Raw genomic sequence first — 16,359 nt, 5'->3', positions numbered from 1 at the left:
TTGCTAGTTTTTAACGGAATAAATCTAGAGGAATATTTCGAGAAGAAATACGAGCAAGGATTTTTTATGGTTAACGATATAAGAGGTCGAGGGATTTTGAGCGATGAGGTCAATAAGTTAACGGTACCAAACCGTCCAGGTTCATACTATTTAGGTAAAAGGACTCCCGAGAGAGTGATGGAGGTAGACTTCTCTCTTAAGGGAGTCTCTCTTTTTGAATTAAGAAAACGGATAGACGAACTAAATGGCTTGTTACATACGGATGAGCCGGTAGAAATCACGTTCACAGATGAACCTGACTTAGTATATTACGGGATTAAAGAATCGGTAGAAGAGAAGCTAGAAAAATCAAACATCCACCAAGCAACAATTTCGCTACTTTGTCCAATGCCTTATAAATTAGGAAAAGAAAAGACGGTTAACTTTAATTTAGATGGTCGTGGGTTTATAACGAATGTTCAAAATAAAGGTAGTGTAGCATCTAATCCCATTTTCGAAATTGAAGTGGAAAAACCTTCTACATTTTTAGATGTATGGAATGGACTGGATTATTTCCGTATTGGATATCCGCTAAAGGTTGACCAGATTCCAGTAGAGCGGAATCAACGTGTAATGTGGGATGAAATGTCTACTACTATTGGATGGACAAATGTGGCGCAAACCGAGGATATGACAGGTGGAGGTAAATTTAAAGTAGACGTTGGTTCTAGACTTGTTCCTGAATATCTAGGCGAACCTACAGTAAAAGGATGGCACGGTGCTATTGCTAAAAAGAATATTCCACAAAGTCCATTACAAGACTTCATCATGCAAGCTTACGTTGGATTAAAAAGTCTTCACTGGGATCAAATGGGACGTGTTGAAATCGGTCTTCTTGATGAAAATAGCGATTATGTCGCTCGTATATCTATGAGTGATGTTCAATGGGAAGCGGAGCAGAATAGCGGATTTGCCTCTGTTGGAAATAGAAAAAAGCCAGGCGGTCAAGTGTTTATCAATGAGACAGGTGACCATCCTAACACATGGAATCAATACAGAGGTCGATTGTGGTTAGCACGAACAGGAAACCGATGGGAAGCTTACATTTCAAGATTTAAAGATGGTACGGAAATTGATGATTCTGAACGATTTGTAGTATGGATAGATGAAAACAACGTCAATATGAATAAAGTGGCACAAGTTCAAATCAGTATCTGTCAATTCTCTAACAATATGTTCTCACAAAATATGAGTATCGATGATTTGAAAATTTGGAAAGTCAATATGAACACGCAAAGTAATCCTCCTTATATTTTTGATGTTGGCGATAAAGTAATCATTGATACAGAGCGAAGTCTTGTAACGATAAACGGAAAAAATGCTATTAATCTAAAAGATATTTTCAGTGATTTTCCGATTATAAACAAAGGACTAAACACACTAGAAATTATGCCTTCAACTGTCGGAATAGCCAAAGTAACGTATAGGGAGCGATATAGATGAGAACACCTAGCGGAATACTTCATGTCGTGGATTTTAAAACAGAGCAAATAGTTTCTACTATTCAATCTAAAGATTATTGGGATGATAAACGACATTGGGAAATCAAAAACAACATCGATACTTTAGAGTTTAAAGTATTTGATAACACCGACCATGCGGCTACACTTATGCAACAAAATTTAGTTTTGAAGGAAGTAAGAGACGGGTGTATTGTTCCGTACGTTATCACAGAAGTGGAAAAAGATTCTGATGATAGATCAGTTACTACGTATGTATCTGGAGAATGGGTTCTACTAGCGAAATCGGGTGTTATAAAACCTCAACGAATAGAAAGTAGAACAGTTAACGAATTTATCGATATGGCTCTCGTAGGAAAAAAGTGGAAGCGTGGCAGAACGGAATATGCGGGATTTCATACGATGACAATTGATGAATTTATTGACCCGCTCAAGTTTTTGAGAGACATCGCTTCTTTATTCGAATTAGAAATTCAATACCGAGCTGAAGTGGTTGGTAATCAAATCGTTGGGCGTTATGTAGATATGGTCAAAAAGCGTGGTCGAGAAACCGGTAAAGAAGTAACTCTCGGTAAAGATTTAGTCGGAATCAAACGTATGGAAAACTCTCAAAACATCTGTACAGCACTTGTAGGTTTCGTAAAAGGTGAGGGTGACAAGATAATTACGGTAGAGAGCATTAACAACGGAATTCCTTATATCGTTGATAACGATGCATTTCAACGTTGGAATGAGCGTGGTCAACATAAATTCGGATTCTATACTCCAGAGACTGAAAATCAAAACATGTCTTCGCAACGTTTGATGACGCTCATGAAAACGGAGCTAAGGAAACGTGTGAATTCTTCCGTTTCTTACGAAGTGAATGCGCAATCTATCGGTCGTGTATTCGGGCTAGCTCACGAGTTGATTAATGAAGGCGATACAATCCGTATCAAAGATACAGGGTTCACACCGAAATTATATCTTGAAGCACGAGCAATTGCTGGTGACGAATCATTCACTGATCCTACACAAGATAAATACGTATTTGGTGATTATCGTGAAATTGTGGATGCTAACGAAGAATTACGGAAGCTATACAATAAGATTCTTGCTTCGCTAGGTGATAAACAAGTTTTATTAGATAAGTTAGATGAACTTATTAAAGAAACTTCTGAAGCAGCTAATAATGCGCAAAAAGAATCTCAAGCAGCTAAGGAACTAGCAGAAAAAGTACAAGAAAATCTGAAGAATTATCAAACTACTATTATTGAAAGTAAAACAGCACCAACCACAGGATTAGAAGCTGGTAAAACACTCTGGCATGATATTAGCAATGGGAAACCAGGTATCTTAAAAATATGGAAAGGTGCAGAATGGGAAGTACTTATACCTGACTATGGTAAAGATGTAAAAGAACTTGACGAGAGAACTGCTAAATTTGAAACATCAATGAATGGTCTAACAAGTGATGTCAATCAACTATCTATTACTACAACAGAACAAGGCAAACAAATATTTGAAGCTAACAATAAAATTGAACAGACTTCACAAAAGCTTGAAGCTAAAATCGATATTAAACAAGTTGAGGATTATGTGGGTGGAATTGGAGTAACGAATGACCTTCGTAACACTCGTTTCGTGCAAGGGACAAAGTATTGGTCCAGTGCAGTTTCCTTCTTTGTTGATAATAATGAAACGTACCGGGGTGATTCATCTCTCAAACTTTCTGTCAGTGGTAATACATCCAATACTTATCGAAATATAACTTCTAATAGAGTACCTGTTAGCCCTGGTGAAAATGTCGTTGTATCAGCTTATTTTAAAACTAAAAATATAGCTGAACACGAAGGACAGAAGATACGCATGGTTGCTGTCTTTTGGAAAAGCGATGGAACTCAGCTAGAAGCAGGGGTCAATGATTTCACATTACCTAATGATACCTGGATAAGACAAGAATTCACAAAAGTAGTTCCTCCCGATGCGGCTCAAGTGGCATTTAGAGCATATGTTATTCGAAACGGTACTTTGTGGATGGCCCATCCTATGTTACAGAAAGCAACTAAGGCGAGTTCTTACATCGAAAATCCAAATGACATGGTTGATAAAGATAAAATCATGGAGGATTTGGCTGACAAGGTAGCGACTGAAAAATACAATCAAAAAGTTACTGAGTTAGAAAGAAGTATTACCGCAAATGCAGACGGCGTTACAATTATCTCCCAAAAACACGAAACTTTTGTGAACGAGACTTTTGATGCCTATGTCAAGCAAACAGGATCTAAGTTACAGGTGTTAGATGAAGGCATTCTACTAGAAGTTAAAAAAGGAAATATTATTTCGGCGATTAACCAAACTGCTGAGAAGATTACGATTGATGTTGCAAAATTAAATATCAATGCCGATACAATTGTAAAATGGCTTACAACAGAAGGAATCAATACAAATTTCATTTCAGTCCGAGGCGACAAGATTACCATTGATAAAAATGGTGTAACAGTTAAAATGCTTGATTTCCTCTACGAAGATGAACGAGGAATGAAAACAACCGTTATGTCTAAACGAAATCTAATAGCAGACCATGATTTTTCTAGTGTTACAAAGAAAAATATCGGGAACACTGATTATTCGGGATTTGAGGGTGGCTATGGTCTTCCGTGGAGGGCAAACGGAAATGTAGTTATCGAAAAAACTACACACGTTTTTGATTATGAACAAATGGTGAATGCAGCACGAATAGACATGTATAACTATCCTGAAACAACTGTTAAAAACGGAATACATCCAGGTAATATTTATACATTATCAGCACACTTTCGTTGCGCCATGATTAATGGAAATAGGGTAACAGCTAGACCTCAACTGCACATTTGTTATGTGACGTATAGAGATAATATTCATTATGACATATGGCAGGAAACAAAACTTTCATTCGATGCACCTAGTACTTTTTATGGTGATATCCAGCGCAGAGCATTTACTTTTACAGTACCAACAGGTTATAAGCCAAGTGAACACGCTATTGTTATAAAAGTGGAGTCTGCAGATGCCGACATTAGACAAGGAACAGCAATTTGTGTGTCAGGTGTAACCTTAGTTAGTGGTAAATATGCATCTATGTATGATTGGGATAGAGCAGCAGCAGAAAGAGCAGACGGCATTCAGCCTTTCAACATGATTGCGGTAGGCGGCATAAATAATACCATAGGTCCATCAGCAGACGGGCAAACATTAGATATACAGACAGAAAAAGAAGTTAAGTTCTATACTAATATTAGAGCAACTCAAGGTGTTAACCTTGGTGGAAATGCTTTTCAAAGTTGGGGGCATATTCGTTTTACGGATGGCAGCCATGGTATAGGATATTACGCCAATAACTCAAATGGTTGGCATTTTAATGCTTTAGGATAGAAAGGAAGGATAGGATATGGATGATAATTTTATGATGCCATTACAAGCAGGGGAGGCATTTCCTTTCATGGGACGTCTAATTGATTTAGAACGTTCCGATGATGCGGTAGTATTGAAAATACCATACGATATGCTAGATAATGCTGGTATATCAAAGGGAAATAATAAAGTTGAGGTTTGGAGAGAAATATCTGACGGAACAATCTGTTTTAGGATTGCGACAAGATGTGAAATATGTAAACGAGGGGCGCGTTTATATGAACTAGAAACAGGTTTTGGGAAAAAGAATCTTTGCGCAGAGGATTATTTCGCATTTACTGGCCAACGCCCTCCACAAGAAACACCAACAACTGAAAATATAGCGCAAACAGAGCAGCCGTAAGCTGGTCTTTTTTTATTGCCAAAAAAGGGAGATGAACGATGTTTATGCCGGAAGAAATCTTTAAATTAGCGTTATCACAAGGACTCTTAGCAGTCCTTTTTGTTTGGCTATTTTTCGATTCACGTAAAGAGAGTAAAGAGCGCGAGGGTAAATACCAGTTGGTAATCGAGAAGAACCAAGAGGTAATCGAAGAGCAAGCGAAAGCTTTCGGTTCGCTATCGAAAGATGTAACGGAAATCAAACAGATTTTAAATACGAAGGAGGACGTAAAATGAAACGTTTTACTAAACTATTAATCTCTATGGCTACCGTAATGGTAGTCTTTTTTTCGTTCATGGGTGGAGCGTTTGCCGATGCGTTAACGATTAACCGCATGCTCATTCCGGACTTACCGAAACAAGCATACCGTTACGGAGTCGGTGCGTATGAAGGGGTCGTAGCTCACTCGACCGCTACTCCAGAAGCGCCCGCTATTAATATCCGAAACTATGAAGCTCGTACATGGCGTAATGCTTTCGTTCACTTCGCGGTAGACTGGAACGAAACAATTCAAATCGCAGATACGCGCTATATCGCATACGGTGCGGGTCCTTACGCAAATAAACGCTTCGTCCACGTTGAGTTATCCGAAACTAGCGATCCGATTAAGTTCCAACGCTCTTATGACCACTATGTTAAATTACTAGCGCAAATCTTAAAAGATGGCGGTTTAACGGTAGAACAAGGTTTATGGACTCACGAAGACGTAACTCGTAAACTAGGTGGAACTGACCACGAAGACCCACGTGATTATTTAGCGTCTCATGGCGTATCTATGGCGCAATTTAGAGAAGACGTACAGAAAGCATACGGCAACAACTACGGTGGTACTATCGTAAATAATACGCCTTCGGAAGCGCCTAACATAGTAAAACAAGCAAGCGGCATTGCATATGTCGAAGGGACTAACGTTAACTTACGCAAAGGTCCAGGTACTAATTACGGCGTATTACGTAAATTACAACATGGTGAGGCGTATAAAGTGTTCGCTGAAAAAGACGGTTGGTTAAACCTAGGTGGCGACCAATGGATGAAGTGTGATCCGTCTTATATTCGTTATGCTCAAAGCGAAGCGTCAAGAACTAACGTAACCGGCAAACGTGTCGTATCGAAGGTAAACGACTTGAACTTTTACACGAAAGCTACGTGGGATAATTCGTATGTAGCCGGTACAGTTGACGCAGGATTCGGATTTACTATCGACGCAAGGGTAAATGTAGATGGATATCCGCAATACCGAGTGCATAATTCGAAAGGTGTAACGTACTATATTACGGCTAGTGATGTGTATGTAAATGTGAAGTAATAACAAAGCCGACTCATGTCGTATTGAGTCGGCTTTAATAAATACCTTACATTAGTTGGAATCACGGTTTTGTAAGTAATTCTCATACTCTTCTAACCATACTAACATCAAGTTCTTTAATTCAATTGTTTCAATTTTACAAGTGTACTCTTCATCTTCTACATAACGATGTGTAATCGTAGTGAAATCTGGTTTAACTTCCAAATCACAAGAGTTTCCACCAAAATTTGCACAATCAATTTCTTTATTTAAAACTTTATCAAGTTCTTCTATCCACTCTTTACTATGAACATCATTCTCTAATAACTCTGAAACTATATCCATTTCTTTTGGAAGTTTAATCATCGGAAAAGGCAAGAATCCTTTATAAAATTTATATTCATACTTCATAAATAATATATCTCCTTTGTTAATTAATAGATTGGAAATGCCGAAATAATTCGATTGGTAGATTTATCAATAAAAAGCATAATCTGTATTCCCTGCGATGTTGTGCCAATATATCTATTTCCTTTACCTGTGTATGATCTATTATTATATGCTGTCTCAATGGATTTTAATACTTCTAATCTACTCCATTCGTCGGGGAAAAACGTGGAAGTTGGTCCTTTTGGTACACCATTAACTATTACCTTTGCTTCATATATTCCATGTTGATTTTTAGGTCTAATAATCCTCAAAATTTCTCCGTCACCCATCATACTTTGATGATGATATCCACCAGCTTTCCCTTCTTTATTTATATTCCCATGAAAGATATGTTCAACAGTAGCATTATTTTTATAAATAGAATTTGGATGAGACTTATATTTATCGAAGAATAAAAAAGTATCCTTAGCTTCATTAAACATAGGATTATCGAAAGACTTTAAGTTAAGTCCATTAGTATCGGCAAACGCCAGTCGATTTTCTAAGCTTAAACTATCAGCTAAATTTGTAAAAGTTTGTTGTATACGTGGTACTTTGACTTCCTTTACTTTTTCGAATCTGGATCCTTTTAACACTGTTGGGATTTTACCAATACCTTTATCAAAAAGTGCACCTGTTGCGAATTGTGTTGCACCGTAACTGAACCATATTACAGCATCTTCAAAATCGCCATTTTTTACATTCTTAATATATGAATCTGAAAGGGCATTACACATGGTTCTAAGGGTATTAAAAGGGTGCAATGCAGCATACGCCATATCTTCCCACGTTTCCTTGTCACTCAATGCTTTAAAACCTTCGATTTCGTCTCCAATACCTCGTCCAGAACCGATTTGCCATCCTTCTTTAAATTGATCTAATCTAGACTTGTCATTTTTCATGAAGTCAGACTGACCAAAATCTTCAACCCCTTGACTGGAAAACCATTCTGCTTCCCGCTTTGCTATAATTTCTTGAATAGGGGCTGCCCAATCCATATTCAACCCTTGCGTACTAAATGTTCCTGATGCGAGGCTAAAACCTTTCCCGCTTTGAACTTCCGCAAGACCTTGCACGATACTCGAAGCTAATTGGATTGCTGTATCATAATTACTACTAGAATTATAATCAAATTGATACAGATGTTCCAACTTTTCGTGTAGTTTTCGTTCCATCTCATCGAAAATATTTACCATAGCTTGCATAGATGGAAGGACATTACTAATTCCTTCCATGGATGCTTTTGTTCGGTTAATTCCTCGCATTTGTTCTAATATTTCTTGCTCAATAACATCCGTTGTAGCAACCTGTGATTGAAATTGACTTGGAAAGGCATCATTCTGATGGATTAATTCTTCACATAAGTAAATGATTCCTTGTGCTAAAGGACGAAAGGTTTGTACAAAAAATGCTTTTGCACTGCTATATGTTTGTCCTTGTAGAACAGTATCAACTGCAAAAGCATCAATCGACTGAATAGCTTGTTCCATACCTTGAATCGTAGCGGTACATACAGCGTTCATGCTTTGTGTTTGCGTATGTACTTCCCCTAGATACATATTCAAACTCATGAATTGACCTCCTTTGCTAGATTCTGTTTTTGATAGTAAAGGTCATTTTCTAAGTCACTAAGATTTCGTTTTTCCTTAAGCAATGTTTCTTTTTGATTTTCCAATTCAAATGTAAGTTTTCGCTCAATGTGTTGTGCATCTTGACTCATATTCATAAAAAACAATGACAGTTCTCTATCTCTATGCCAAGTTCCTAAAATACGGTCAAACAAACGATGATTTTGATTTTTCCATACATGAAAATCTTCTGCTACTTGTTCCTGTGTTTGAATCGCAGATTGATTCCGATTCTGTTCTTCAAATACACTTCGTAATTTTTGATTTAATTGATTGATTTGTTTTTCAATATCTTGACTCATCTTTTTCCTCCTACCGTTTTACTTTACGTAGGTTATTACATTAGCGAAAATTATTTTGAAGTTCGTTATCCATTCTCTCAAACTCGTTAGCTACCGAATGAATATTATCAACCGCTTGTTGAAAAGCAGCAGAAAATTGTTTCGTTAAATCTAAAACTTGTTGATTCGCTTCTTGTGCTTTTGAGTTAACAGATAGTGTTGTACGTGTCGCCTTTGTTATAGAACGATTTGTCGCACTTTGGATGGTATCCGAAGCTGCTCTCATCTGCGTAGCGATTTGTTGTGCCGCTTGAAAATTACTTTGAAATTGTCCCATTACTTGAATCCTTTCTATACTTAATAAACCATGAAAATTATACCATATTAGTATAAATTTTTATATTGATATAATTAGAGAAACTTTATTCTAAAGATGTTTTTTAGAGTCCGAAAGTCAATTCAATTATAAAAATAGCGTATCATCATCTTTTAATATTGATGGGAAATTTATACTGTATTTACACTTCGTTAACATTCTACTGTTAAAATTTTACACATAATGACATGGAAGGTAAAGGAGGAGGAAATAAATGAAGCGATTAGCCAAGGGTAAATTGTTCGTATCAGAAGGCGATGAGATAATACGACATACCGCAGAAGTGAAACGTGGTCTTGATACATATCGATTTGAGATCGAACGAGTTGTCGACGGAATCACCGTGTATTTTGTTGACGAGAATCAACGAAAGTTCATGGTTGTTAGTCTCGAAGAAATGCTCGAAATGATACCGGATGAGATATCGCAAAAGAGGTATCGTAATATCGTGGATAACGCGCCTTGGCTATTGTTAGACGGTATTCATGAGTTTCGTGGTATGACAAAGGATGAGGTAACGGCGTTCTTACGTCTGAAAGAGGAAGTATTAGACGATATGGTAGCGGCGTTAGTTTACACGTAACAATAAAACCGCCTGTGAGGGCGGCTTCTTTTTCTATTTCCATTCGATTAATGTATTCTTTTTGCAACTACCGCAAGTATAACTTCCGATACCTTTTTTTATTGCCTGTTTACGATTACAGTTCGGACATTCTACTCGCTGATATCCTAGCGATGCAGCTATGAATCCCATTGAAGCTATAGCTAATGGAATAGAAAATATAATCCCTATTATCGTAATAAATAGTAACATTGAAAGTAAGAACCCGCCGATACCTACTAGCATCGATAATACTCGCATAATACGTTTAGAATTAGATGATTTCTTTCGTTCTATCTCAATTATAAACGATTGACCGTCCGCGGTTTTTCGTAACTCCATAGTAAAACCTCCCCCGTAGTATCCCTACGTAAAGTATACCAAAAAGAACGGTAAATTTCCCCAATAAAAAAGAACGCCTTACTAGACGTCCTTCTCATGTTTCACAACATCTTTAATTCCGTAAACTTTATCGATTCCATTTTCTGTAGCAAATACGTTTAATGTATCAATTATTGATTGTAACGTATCCATTCGGATAGAACTTGCATCCCCATTTACTAAGTCACTAATAGTATTGTGACGAATCTTTGCTTCCACCGCTAGTTTATTCTTCGTAATTCCGAGCTCATTCAACGTTTGCCCTAATGTAAATATCATACGAATTACCTCCGATACTCAGTGATTCTAATATATATTCTACATGAACGTTCGGAATTAGTAAAACTATTTTAGATTACCTATTGACGTTTAACGATTTAAGTTATATATTTAACTCAATTAGTTAATCGAAAGGGGATAATCTTAATGAGTAGATTTGTAACGCTACTTAACGAACCACAGTCATTTACCTTCGATGAATTACCCGCAGAATTACAAAATGAGATTAGTAGAAGCATAGGCCCAGACGAAATGGGAAACGAAGTATCTTTGTTTAAAGTCCGTAGATTAAACGTTGGGGGATACACACATACAATTACTTACATTGAGACTGACGCTAATTATTATGTATTTACACACATCTTACTTAGATCAGGAGCGTCGATTAAGAAACAAACGATAAGTAAAACGACGCTTAGTATGTTTCAGCTACTTCATAATGAGGACGTGAGACTATGTTCGCAAAGCTAAACGGTTACTTTGGTCTTGATACCACATCTGACCGCACTTGGTTTTACGGTGTTTTTGGCGTAGGCGGGTCGTTATACGCCATCGATATGTTCATTGCTTATGTACTTTAATACGTGAATTCACGTATTTCTACGATAATTGAATAACGGAAATTCTCCGAACAGCCTCATGTAATCATTCGTTTTTAAAAGCGGAATACAAGAGGCTTAGTTTCCTATTGTCTTTTTTAGGTAGGTGTGCGGTAATTTCCGAACGTGGAATTGCCTGTAAACCACGCTAAAAACTGATGCCCGCTTCGCGTCTCTAGCGCCTAGTGGCTTGGATCGTCTACGTTCGTGCAGGAAGTGCAGAGTACGCTTCTACAAAGTAGGCAACCCGTAACGTACTCCTATTCGTACGTTGCGGGAGGGCGAGAGCGGCCTATAACGGCTCGGGTGGTAGCCATTAGCATTACGGTGCTAGGGAACACGTTCAGCTTGTCGCACAGGGGTGGCTTTGTGTAGTGGACAAGCCTTCGGCGAAGGGCGTGGCGGTGAAAACTGGCAAGCGAATAGGGTCTATACATACGGAACACTGACGAAGCAAGGCATGGCATTAACCGAAGACGCTTGTCCCTCTTACGCTGATCGCTTATTTTTGTAGCCTTCAGCGTAGGGGACAAGTTCGCCTGCCAGCCGTTTTCCTAACTTCGCTTCGGCATGATAAAAACCGTAAGACCTTAAAGTCAAGGGAAAAGACGAAGATAAACGAAAAATAACACCACTAACCACGGATAGAGGAAAATACAGATAACTACCGCTAACTAAGAAAGTGATCGGTAAGAGGGCGGAGGAAAAGTACACAAAAGCTAACGTGAATTCTAAGTGAAAATACCGAGAGAATACGTTGATAAATTGGAGGAGGATAAGTGGGTGGGAGTTACGGTAAGGGGACGAGATTTAACGGAGAATAACAAGAGTACAATCAGTAAATATAAGGGAGGAGAGAAGTAGAGGTATATAATAGAAGGAAGTGGTCAGACAAGTGGTCAGTCAGCGATATAAAAGAGCGTAAATTCGGATGTTTCGGTATCCATATATTTTTAGTGATCACGTTATGGACACTTAAAATTAAATAAAATAAAAGAGCGCCCATTACAAGCGCTCATTAAAATACATGATATGGAAGCTATTATTCCATGCTTAAACCGTTATTTATATAGATCAATGGTCACAAATGTGGCAACATTAGTGGTCACAGTAGATAATTCTAAAACATTAGTAAATACCGATAAACTTAGTAACCATGCGAATCAGAGGACTTTTTAATAATCTTTTCAACAACCTCATGTAACTCGTCAGGTTTAAGAAATTCTATAGGCGAAAAACCTTGTTCGAAAGTTAAAGTGTCAGCTTCTATCATTAAAACGTAACGTCCGTTAACTTTAGTAATGTGTACAGATTCACCGAAGTCGGATAATAAACTCTTGATTCCGATATGATCTGCTTTTAATTTTAATTCAACCTCTGGTGCATGCTCCACAATTTGCGCAGTTGCTTCCATTACTTCTTCTGTTGAAAACTGTTCCATAATTTCACGCTTTGGACTTGCGGCCCATACTTCCATTGCTTGGTCGAATTGTTCACGTTCTTCCGTACCTTCTTCAAAGATGTCTTCAATTTGGTCGTATACCATGCCCATAACTTGCGTCTTCATAATTTCTGGCATAGAGCGCTCATATTCAACGAATTTTAAGAAGTCTTCGAAGTAGCGGGCGTGTGATGCTTGGTGTATTTTTAATTCGCCTACTTCTACAATGCCTTCTTCTGGCATATAAGGGTATTGGATGGATTTCATGTTTTTTGTTGTAATTGCCATTTCAACGTTACGAATTAGAGTTGCTTCATCAGAGATAGAAGCGACTTTCGGTTCGAAATCACATTTCATAACGAATACGAATGGATCATCAAAGTATTTGCGTAGTTTTGCTTGAGCAATTAGGAATACACCACCACGTACAGCACTCGTATCGATATATGTATAAACGAGAGGCTCACTCGTATCTTTGAAGTTCTCTTTCGTTTCTGCAAAGCGAATACGATTGAACAAATTGTAATGAGGGTTTGAATCTAATTCGTGTCCAGCTTCGACGATAAAGCGACCAATTTTCGTTGGAGCTTGTTCTGTTTTTGCATGTCGTTCTACTTTTCGCTTCGATATTTTTAATAATTCACCATTTAAAAATTCTTTTAAAGAGCTGTCTTCATATTCTTCAGCATCTAATGTTTGAAAATGTTTATAACGTTTATCGACTTGTTCGCCTTTTCCTTCTATTTGTACAACATAAAAGGATAGAAAATTTATTTCAAAATCCATATTTATCACCTTGTTTCATTTCATTGACTCTTATCAGTATAGAGATGGAAAAATCATTCGTCAATTTAATAAAGGAAGGGAGGTCCCTTCCTTTATATAGTTTTTTATTTTTAGGAATTAAAATCCATCTTCAAGTGCTGAAAATGGAATGTTGAGTCTGTTTTCTACAGTACGTAAACGTTGATTTAATCGATTAAGTCTACGTGTATGACGTTCGACTGTATTCTGGAGTTGATTTACTCTTTGTTCGAGTTCATTGACTCTTCTTTCTAGTTGACGACCGCCAGTACCTGGAAATGAGATTGGGATTTGAAATTGTCTATTTGGATCATATGGATTAACTTGCTCTGTTGGTGCTATATATGATTGGTATTGTGATTGTAAATCATATTGAGGCGGATATATATAATGGTTATATGGTACATAGGAATTGTAGGGATACATAAACATCCTCCATTTCTTAATTTAGGTTAAATTCATCATAATGTATGTGTAAGAGCGGAGGCGTGGCACGGCAAATACCTATAGAATAGCGATTTGTAAATGAAGTGATTCGAAATAAACGATAAAAAATGATTGTTTTACACGAAAAATATAAAATATGAATGTATTAAATTTGTATTTCGGTTGTTAGATGGTATATACTGGTTGGAAAGATGGAAGTTACACAAAGGTTACAATTTTATCAAACTAAAATTTTTTATGCAAATATGTATAGACATTTTGGACAGAAAAGAGTAATTTTAATAGAGTATAAAATACTTTGTAATATTTTACAATCAAATTGTAATAGTTTGTAATAAAACATACATAATTTCGAAATAGTAAAGAAGTAAAAGTGTTGGGGAAAAGGAGAGAGTATATTGTTGCGTAAGGTACATAGTATAGTAATTGGGGCACTATGCATAGGTGTAGTGAGTGGATGTGGTACAAAAGTGAGTGATGTTGCGTTAGTAAGTGATATAGGCGGACATACTGTAGAGGCAAAGACAGAGGTGAACGATAACATCAGCTTAGTTGACGCTAGAACTGGAACTGAAGTGAAAAAGCTAGATTTATCGAGCTTAGGTTATTTTGAAGATGAAGATAAATTTAAAAAATCCGTAACAAAAGTTGCGAGTGAAGTAGGGAAAAGTGTTGATAAAAAAATGGTTCCTTCACGTATAGCGGCGGATGGAACATGGCAAGAAGGAAAACCTTCTTATGAATTAATGGAAAAAGAATTGGTAGATAAGCTATTGAATGTTGGGATGTGGGATGCTACGTACCAATTACCAATCGTTGAGAAAAAACCAGCAGCGACGCCTAATGATGCTCAAGGAAGCGGAACTGTAATTGGTAGATATGAAACGAATTTAGGTGGTTCGACAGGTGGACGAATTGAAAATATTCGCTTGTCTGCTAGTAGTGTTAATGGAGTTGTTTTAGCAAAGGGAGATCGTTTTTCTTTTAATGCTTTAATTGGAGATACAACACCTGATAAAGGATACCAACTAGGAAAAGAAATTGTGGATGGTAAATTAGTAGATGGTTATGGTGGTGGAGTTTGTCAAACATCATCTACTCTATTTAATGCAGCAGATCAAGCTGGTCTGAAAATGGTAGAGAGAACAACACACTCTAAAACAGTAGGATATGTTCCGCAGGGAAGGGATGCTACAATTGCATACCCATACTTAGATTTAGTATTTGAAAACACAAATGATGCACCTGTTAAGTTATTTATGAGCATACAAGGTGGAAAATTAGTCGCTGAAGTACATAAAATGAGATAAATAATATTTGTATAAGAATAAGTGATTCGGATCTTATACAATAGAGGCCATTTTTCTAGTATTTTTCTAGGAGAATGGCTTTTTGTTTTAAAAATAGATTGTTGTAGGTCGGAGTTTTCTTAAAAAAAAATTAATTCTGATTTTTCTTATTTACATAGAGTGATTTAGGATGTATCCTTCATAGTAACAGCTACGTTAGTTTATTACATGAAAACATAAAGGGACTAGGGGAGGAAGTTATTCATGATACACATTCATCCAAAAACACGTATTGGGAATGTAGAATTTAAGGTGAAAGACTTAGAGCGTCAAATTGCTTTTTATGAGAATGTAGTAGGATTAGAAGTAATTAAGCAAGAGGGAAATAGAGCGTATTTAGCTGGGAAAGATGGAAAGCACACGCTATTAGTTCTTGAAAAGTTAGAGGATGGCGTTTTGCAAGAACCACGTACAACAGGAATATATCACGTTGCTTTTTTAGTTCCAACTCGTGAGGCGTTTGCATCTGCGCTATTTGGGGTAATCCGTAATAAAAAAGTAATTGATAGTCCGATTGAGCAAGAAGGACGTTATACATATTCCAATGAAATTTTACCAATTTCACGTTTTAATAGTGCAAGTGATCACACGTATAGTGAAGCATTTTACTTACAAGATTTAGAGGGAAATGGCATTGAAATCTATTCAGACCGTCCGCGTGATCAATGGGGAGAAGGACCAGGAGGAAGTACACCATTAGATTTAAAAGAATTGGCAACACTTGTTGATTATGAGTTTAATGGATTACCAGCTGAAACTATCGTTGGACACGTTCATTTACGTATAACTGATGTAGAAAAATCTCATGAGTTTTATGTAGAAACAGTAGGATTTGAAGTACAACAGCGTGAAGAAGATTGCTTATTTATTTCAGCGGGTGGATATCATCATCATATTGGTACAAATACGTGGAACGGGGTAAATAATCCGCATCCACCAGCACATGCAACTGGACTGAAAGTATATACGATTGTATTACCGCATAAAGAGGCATTAGATGAAGTGAAAGAAAGGTTAGCAGAAAAACATCATGAATTAAATGAAACAGTGAATGGATTTACTGTAGTAGATCCGAGTGGTATTACAGTGCAGTTTGAAATAGAAGCAGTATAAAATAAGCCAGAAAGTGTGTAATCACTTTCTGGC

The 16,359-nt window shown here is 37.1% G+C and carries 18 protein-coding genes; 10 read left to right on the top strand and 8 right to left on the bottom strand.

Annotated elements, in window-relative coordinates; all coding sequences use genetic code 11:
* Genes DJ93_RS02420 through DJ93_RS02400 form a run of 5 tightly spaced genes read left to right on the top strand, consistent with a single transcriptional unit; the run spans position 1 to position 6,619 of the window.
* Entirely contained in the window at positions 1 to 1,482 is a 1,482-nt protein-coding gene (locus DJ93_RS02420; RefSeq protein ID WP_042979025.1) for a distal tail protein Dit, read from the top strand.
* The gene (locus DJ93_RS02415; RefSeq protein WP_042979024.1) at positions 1,479 to 4,892 is read left to right on the top strand and encodes a phage tail spike protein; all 3,414 of its coding nucleotides are present in this window, start codon (positions 1,479 to 1,481) and stop codon (positions 4,890 to 4,892) included. Before DJ93_RS02420 ends, DJ93_RS02415 begins: the two co-directional genes overlap by 4 nt.
* Positions 4,893 to 4,908: 16 nt before the next feature.
* Positions 4,909 to 5,274 (top strand): hypothetical protein, encoded by a 366-nt coding sequence (locus DJ93_RS02410; RefSeq protein ID WP_042979023.1) that lies wholly within the window; start codon positions 4,909 to 4,911, stop codon positions 5,272 to 5,274.
* A gap of 44 nt (positions 5,275 to 5,318) precedes the next feature.
* Complete coding sequence (locus DJ93_RS02405) at positions 5,319 to 5,549, top strand: BhlA/UviB family holin-like peptide (protein ID WP_371411627.1); 231 nt, start codon at positions 5,319 to 5,321, stop codon at positions 5,547 to 5,549.
* Positions 5,546 to 6,619, top strand: coding sequence for an N-acetylmuramoyl-L-alanine amidase (locus DJ93_RS02400; protein ID WP_042979021.1), 1,074 nt, complete (start codon positions 5,546 to 5,548; stop codon positions 6,617 to 6,619). The genes DJ93_RS02405 and DJ93_RS02400 overlap by 4 nt, the downstream gene beginning before the upstream one ends.
* 51 nt (positions 6,620 to 6,670) lie before the next feature.
* On the opposite strand, the gene DJ93_RS02395 is transcribed toward DJ93_RS02400, so the two are convergent.
* Genes DJ93_RS02395 through DJ93_RS02380 form a run of 4 tightly spaced genes read right to left on the bottom strand, consistent with a single transcriptional unit; the run spans position 6,671 to position 9,273 of the window.
* A complete protein-coding gene (locus DJ93_RS02395; protein WP_042979020.1) occupies positions 6,671 to 7,009 on the bottom strand; it encodes a hypothetical protein in 339 nt (112 codons plus the stop codon).
* A gap of 23 nt (positions 7,010 to 7,032) precedes the next feature.
* Positions 7,033 to 8,598 (bottom strand): EndoU domain-containing protein, encoded by a 1,566-nt coding sequence (locus DJ93_RS02390; RefSeq protein WP_042979019.1) that lies wholly within the window; start codon positions 8,596 to 8,598, stop codon positions 7,033 to 7,035.
* Complete coding sequence (locus DJ93_RS02385) at positions 8,595 to 8,957, bottom strand: DUF3958 family protein (protein ID WP_042979018.1); 363 nt, start codon at positions 8,955 to 8,957, stop codon at positions 8,595 to 8,597. The genes DJ93_RS02390 and DJ93_RS02385 overlap by 4 nt, the downstream gene beginning before the upstream one ends.
* A gap of 40 nt (positions 8,958 to 8,997) precedes the next feature.
* Positions 8,998 to 9,273 (bottom strand): TIGR04197 family type VII secretion effector, encoded by a 276-nt coding sequence (locus tag DJ93_RS02380; protein ID WP_042979017.1) that lies wholly within the window; start codon positions 9,271 to 9,273, stop codon positions 8,998 to 9,000.
* A 253-nt stretch (positions 9,274 to 9,526) separates the two neighbouring features.
* On the opposite strand from DJ93_RS02380, the gene DJ93_RS33070 reads away from it, so the two are divergent.
* The gene (locus tag DJ93_RS33070; protein ID WP_042979016.1) at positions 9,527 to 9,895 is read left to right on the top strand and encodes a hypothetical protein; all 369 of its coding nucleotides are present in this window, start codon (positions 9,527 to 9,529) and stop codon (positions 9,893 to 9,895) included.
* 33 nt (positions 9,896 to 9,928) lie between these two features.
* Here the strand turns inward: DJ93_RS33070 and DJ93_RS02370 are convergent, their stop codons facing one another.
* Together DJ93_RS02370 and DJ93_RS02365 are read right to left on the bottom strand one after the other, a co-directional pair.
* Complete coding sequence (locus DJ93_RS02370; protein WP_042979015.1) at positions 9,929 to 10,255, bottom strand: hypothetical protein; 327 nt, start codon at positions 10,253 to 10,255, stop codon at positions 9,929 to 9,931.
* A gap of 81 nt (positions 10,256 to 10,336) precedes the next feature.
* Positions 10,337 to 10,573, bottom strand: coding sequence for a helix-turn-helix domain-containing protein (locus tag DJ93_RS02365; protein ID WP_042979014.1), 237 nt, complete (start codon positions 10,571 to 10,573; stop codon positions 10,337 to 10,339).
* Between the two features lie 147 nt (positions 10,574 to 10,720).
* Between DJ93_RS02365 and DJ93_RS02360 the strand changes: the two genes are divergently transcribed.
* Positions 10,721 to 11,044 carry a hypothetical protein gene (locus DJ93_RS02360; protein ID WP_042979013.1) on the top strand — a complete coding sequence of 108 codons (324 nt, stop codon included), beginning with the start codon at positions 10,721 to 10,723 and terminating at the stop codon, positions 11,042 to 11,044.
* Complete coding sequence (locus DJ93_RS32025) at positions 11,029 to 11,154, top strand: DUF3961 domain-containing protein (protein WP_117287957.1); 126 nt, start codon at positions 11,029 to 11,031, stop codon at positions 11,152 to 11,154. The genes DJ93_RS02360 and DJ93_RS32025 overlap by 16 nt, the downstream gene beginning before the upstream one ends.
* Before the next feature lie 1,165 nt (positions 11,155 to 12,319).
* Here DJ93_RS32025 and DJ93_RS02355 read toward each other — a convergent pair.
* Together DJ93_RS02355 and DJ93_RS02350 are read right to left on the bottom strand one after the other, a co-directional pair.
* Complete coding sequence (locus DJ93_RS02355) at positions 12,320 to 13,399, bottom strand: DUF3900 domain-containing protein (RefSeq protein ID WP_042979012.1); 1,080 nt, start codon at positions 13,397 to 13,399, stop codon at positions 12,320 to 12,322.
* 117 nt (positions 13,400 to 13,516) lie between these two features.
* A complete protein-coding gene (locus tag DJ93_RS02350; protein WP_042979011.1) occupies positions 13,517 to 13,843 on the bottom strand; it encodes a hypothetical protein in 327 nt (108 codons plus the stop codon).
* Between the two features lie 419 nt (positions 13,844 to 14,262).
* On the opposite strand from DJ93_RS02350, the gene DJ93_RS02345 reads away from it, so the two are divergent.
* Both DJ93_RS02345 and DJ93_RS02340 read left to right on the top strand, forming a co-directional pair.
* On the top strand, positions 14,263 to 15,174 hold the full coding sequence (locus DJ93_RS02345) for a VanW family protein (protein WP_042979010.1): 912 nt from the start codon (positions 14,263 to 14,265) through the stop codon (positions 15,172 to 15,174).
* Between the two features lie 243 nt (positions 15,175 to 15,417).
* A complete protein-coding gene (locus DJ93_RS02340) occupies positions 15,418 to 16,326 on the top strand; it encodes a VOC family protein (RefSeq protein WP_042979009.1) in 909 nt (302 codons plus the stop codon).
* Positions 16,327 to 16,359 lie beyond the last annotated feature (33 nt).

Source organism: Bacillus clarus (assembly GCF_000746925.1).
In the GTDB taxonomy this organism is placed as follows: domain Bacteria; phylum Bacillota; class Bacilli; order Bacillales; family Bacillaceae_G; genus Bacillus_A; species Bacillus_A clarus.
This window is presented reverse-complemented; position numbering and strand designations above follow the sequence as displayed.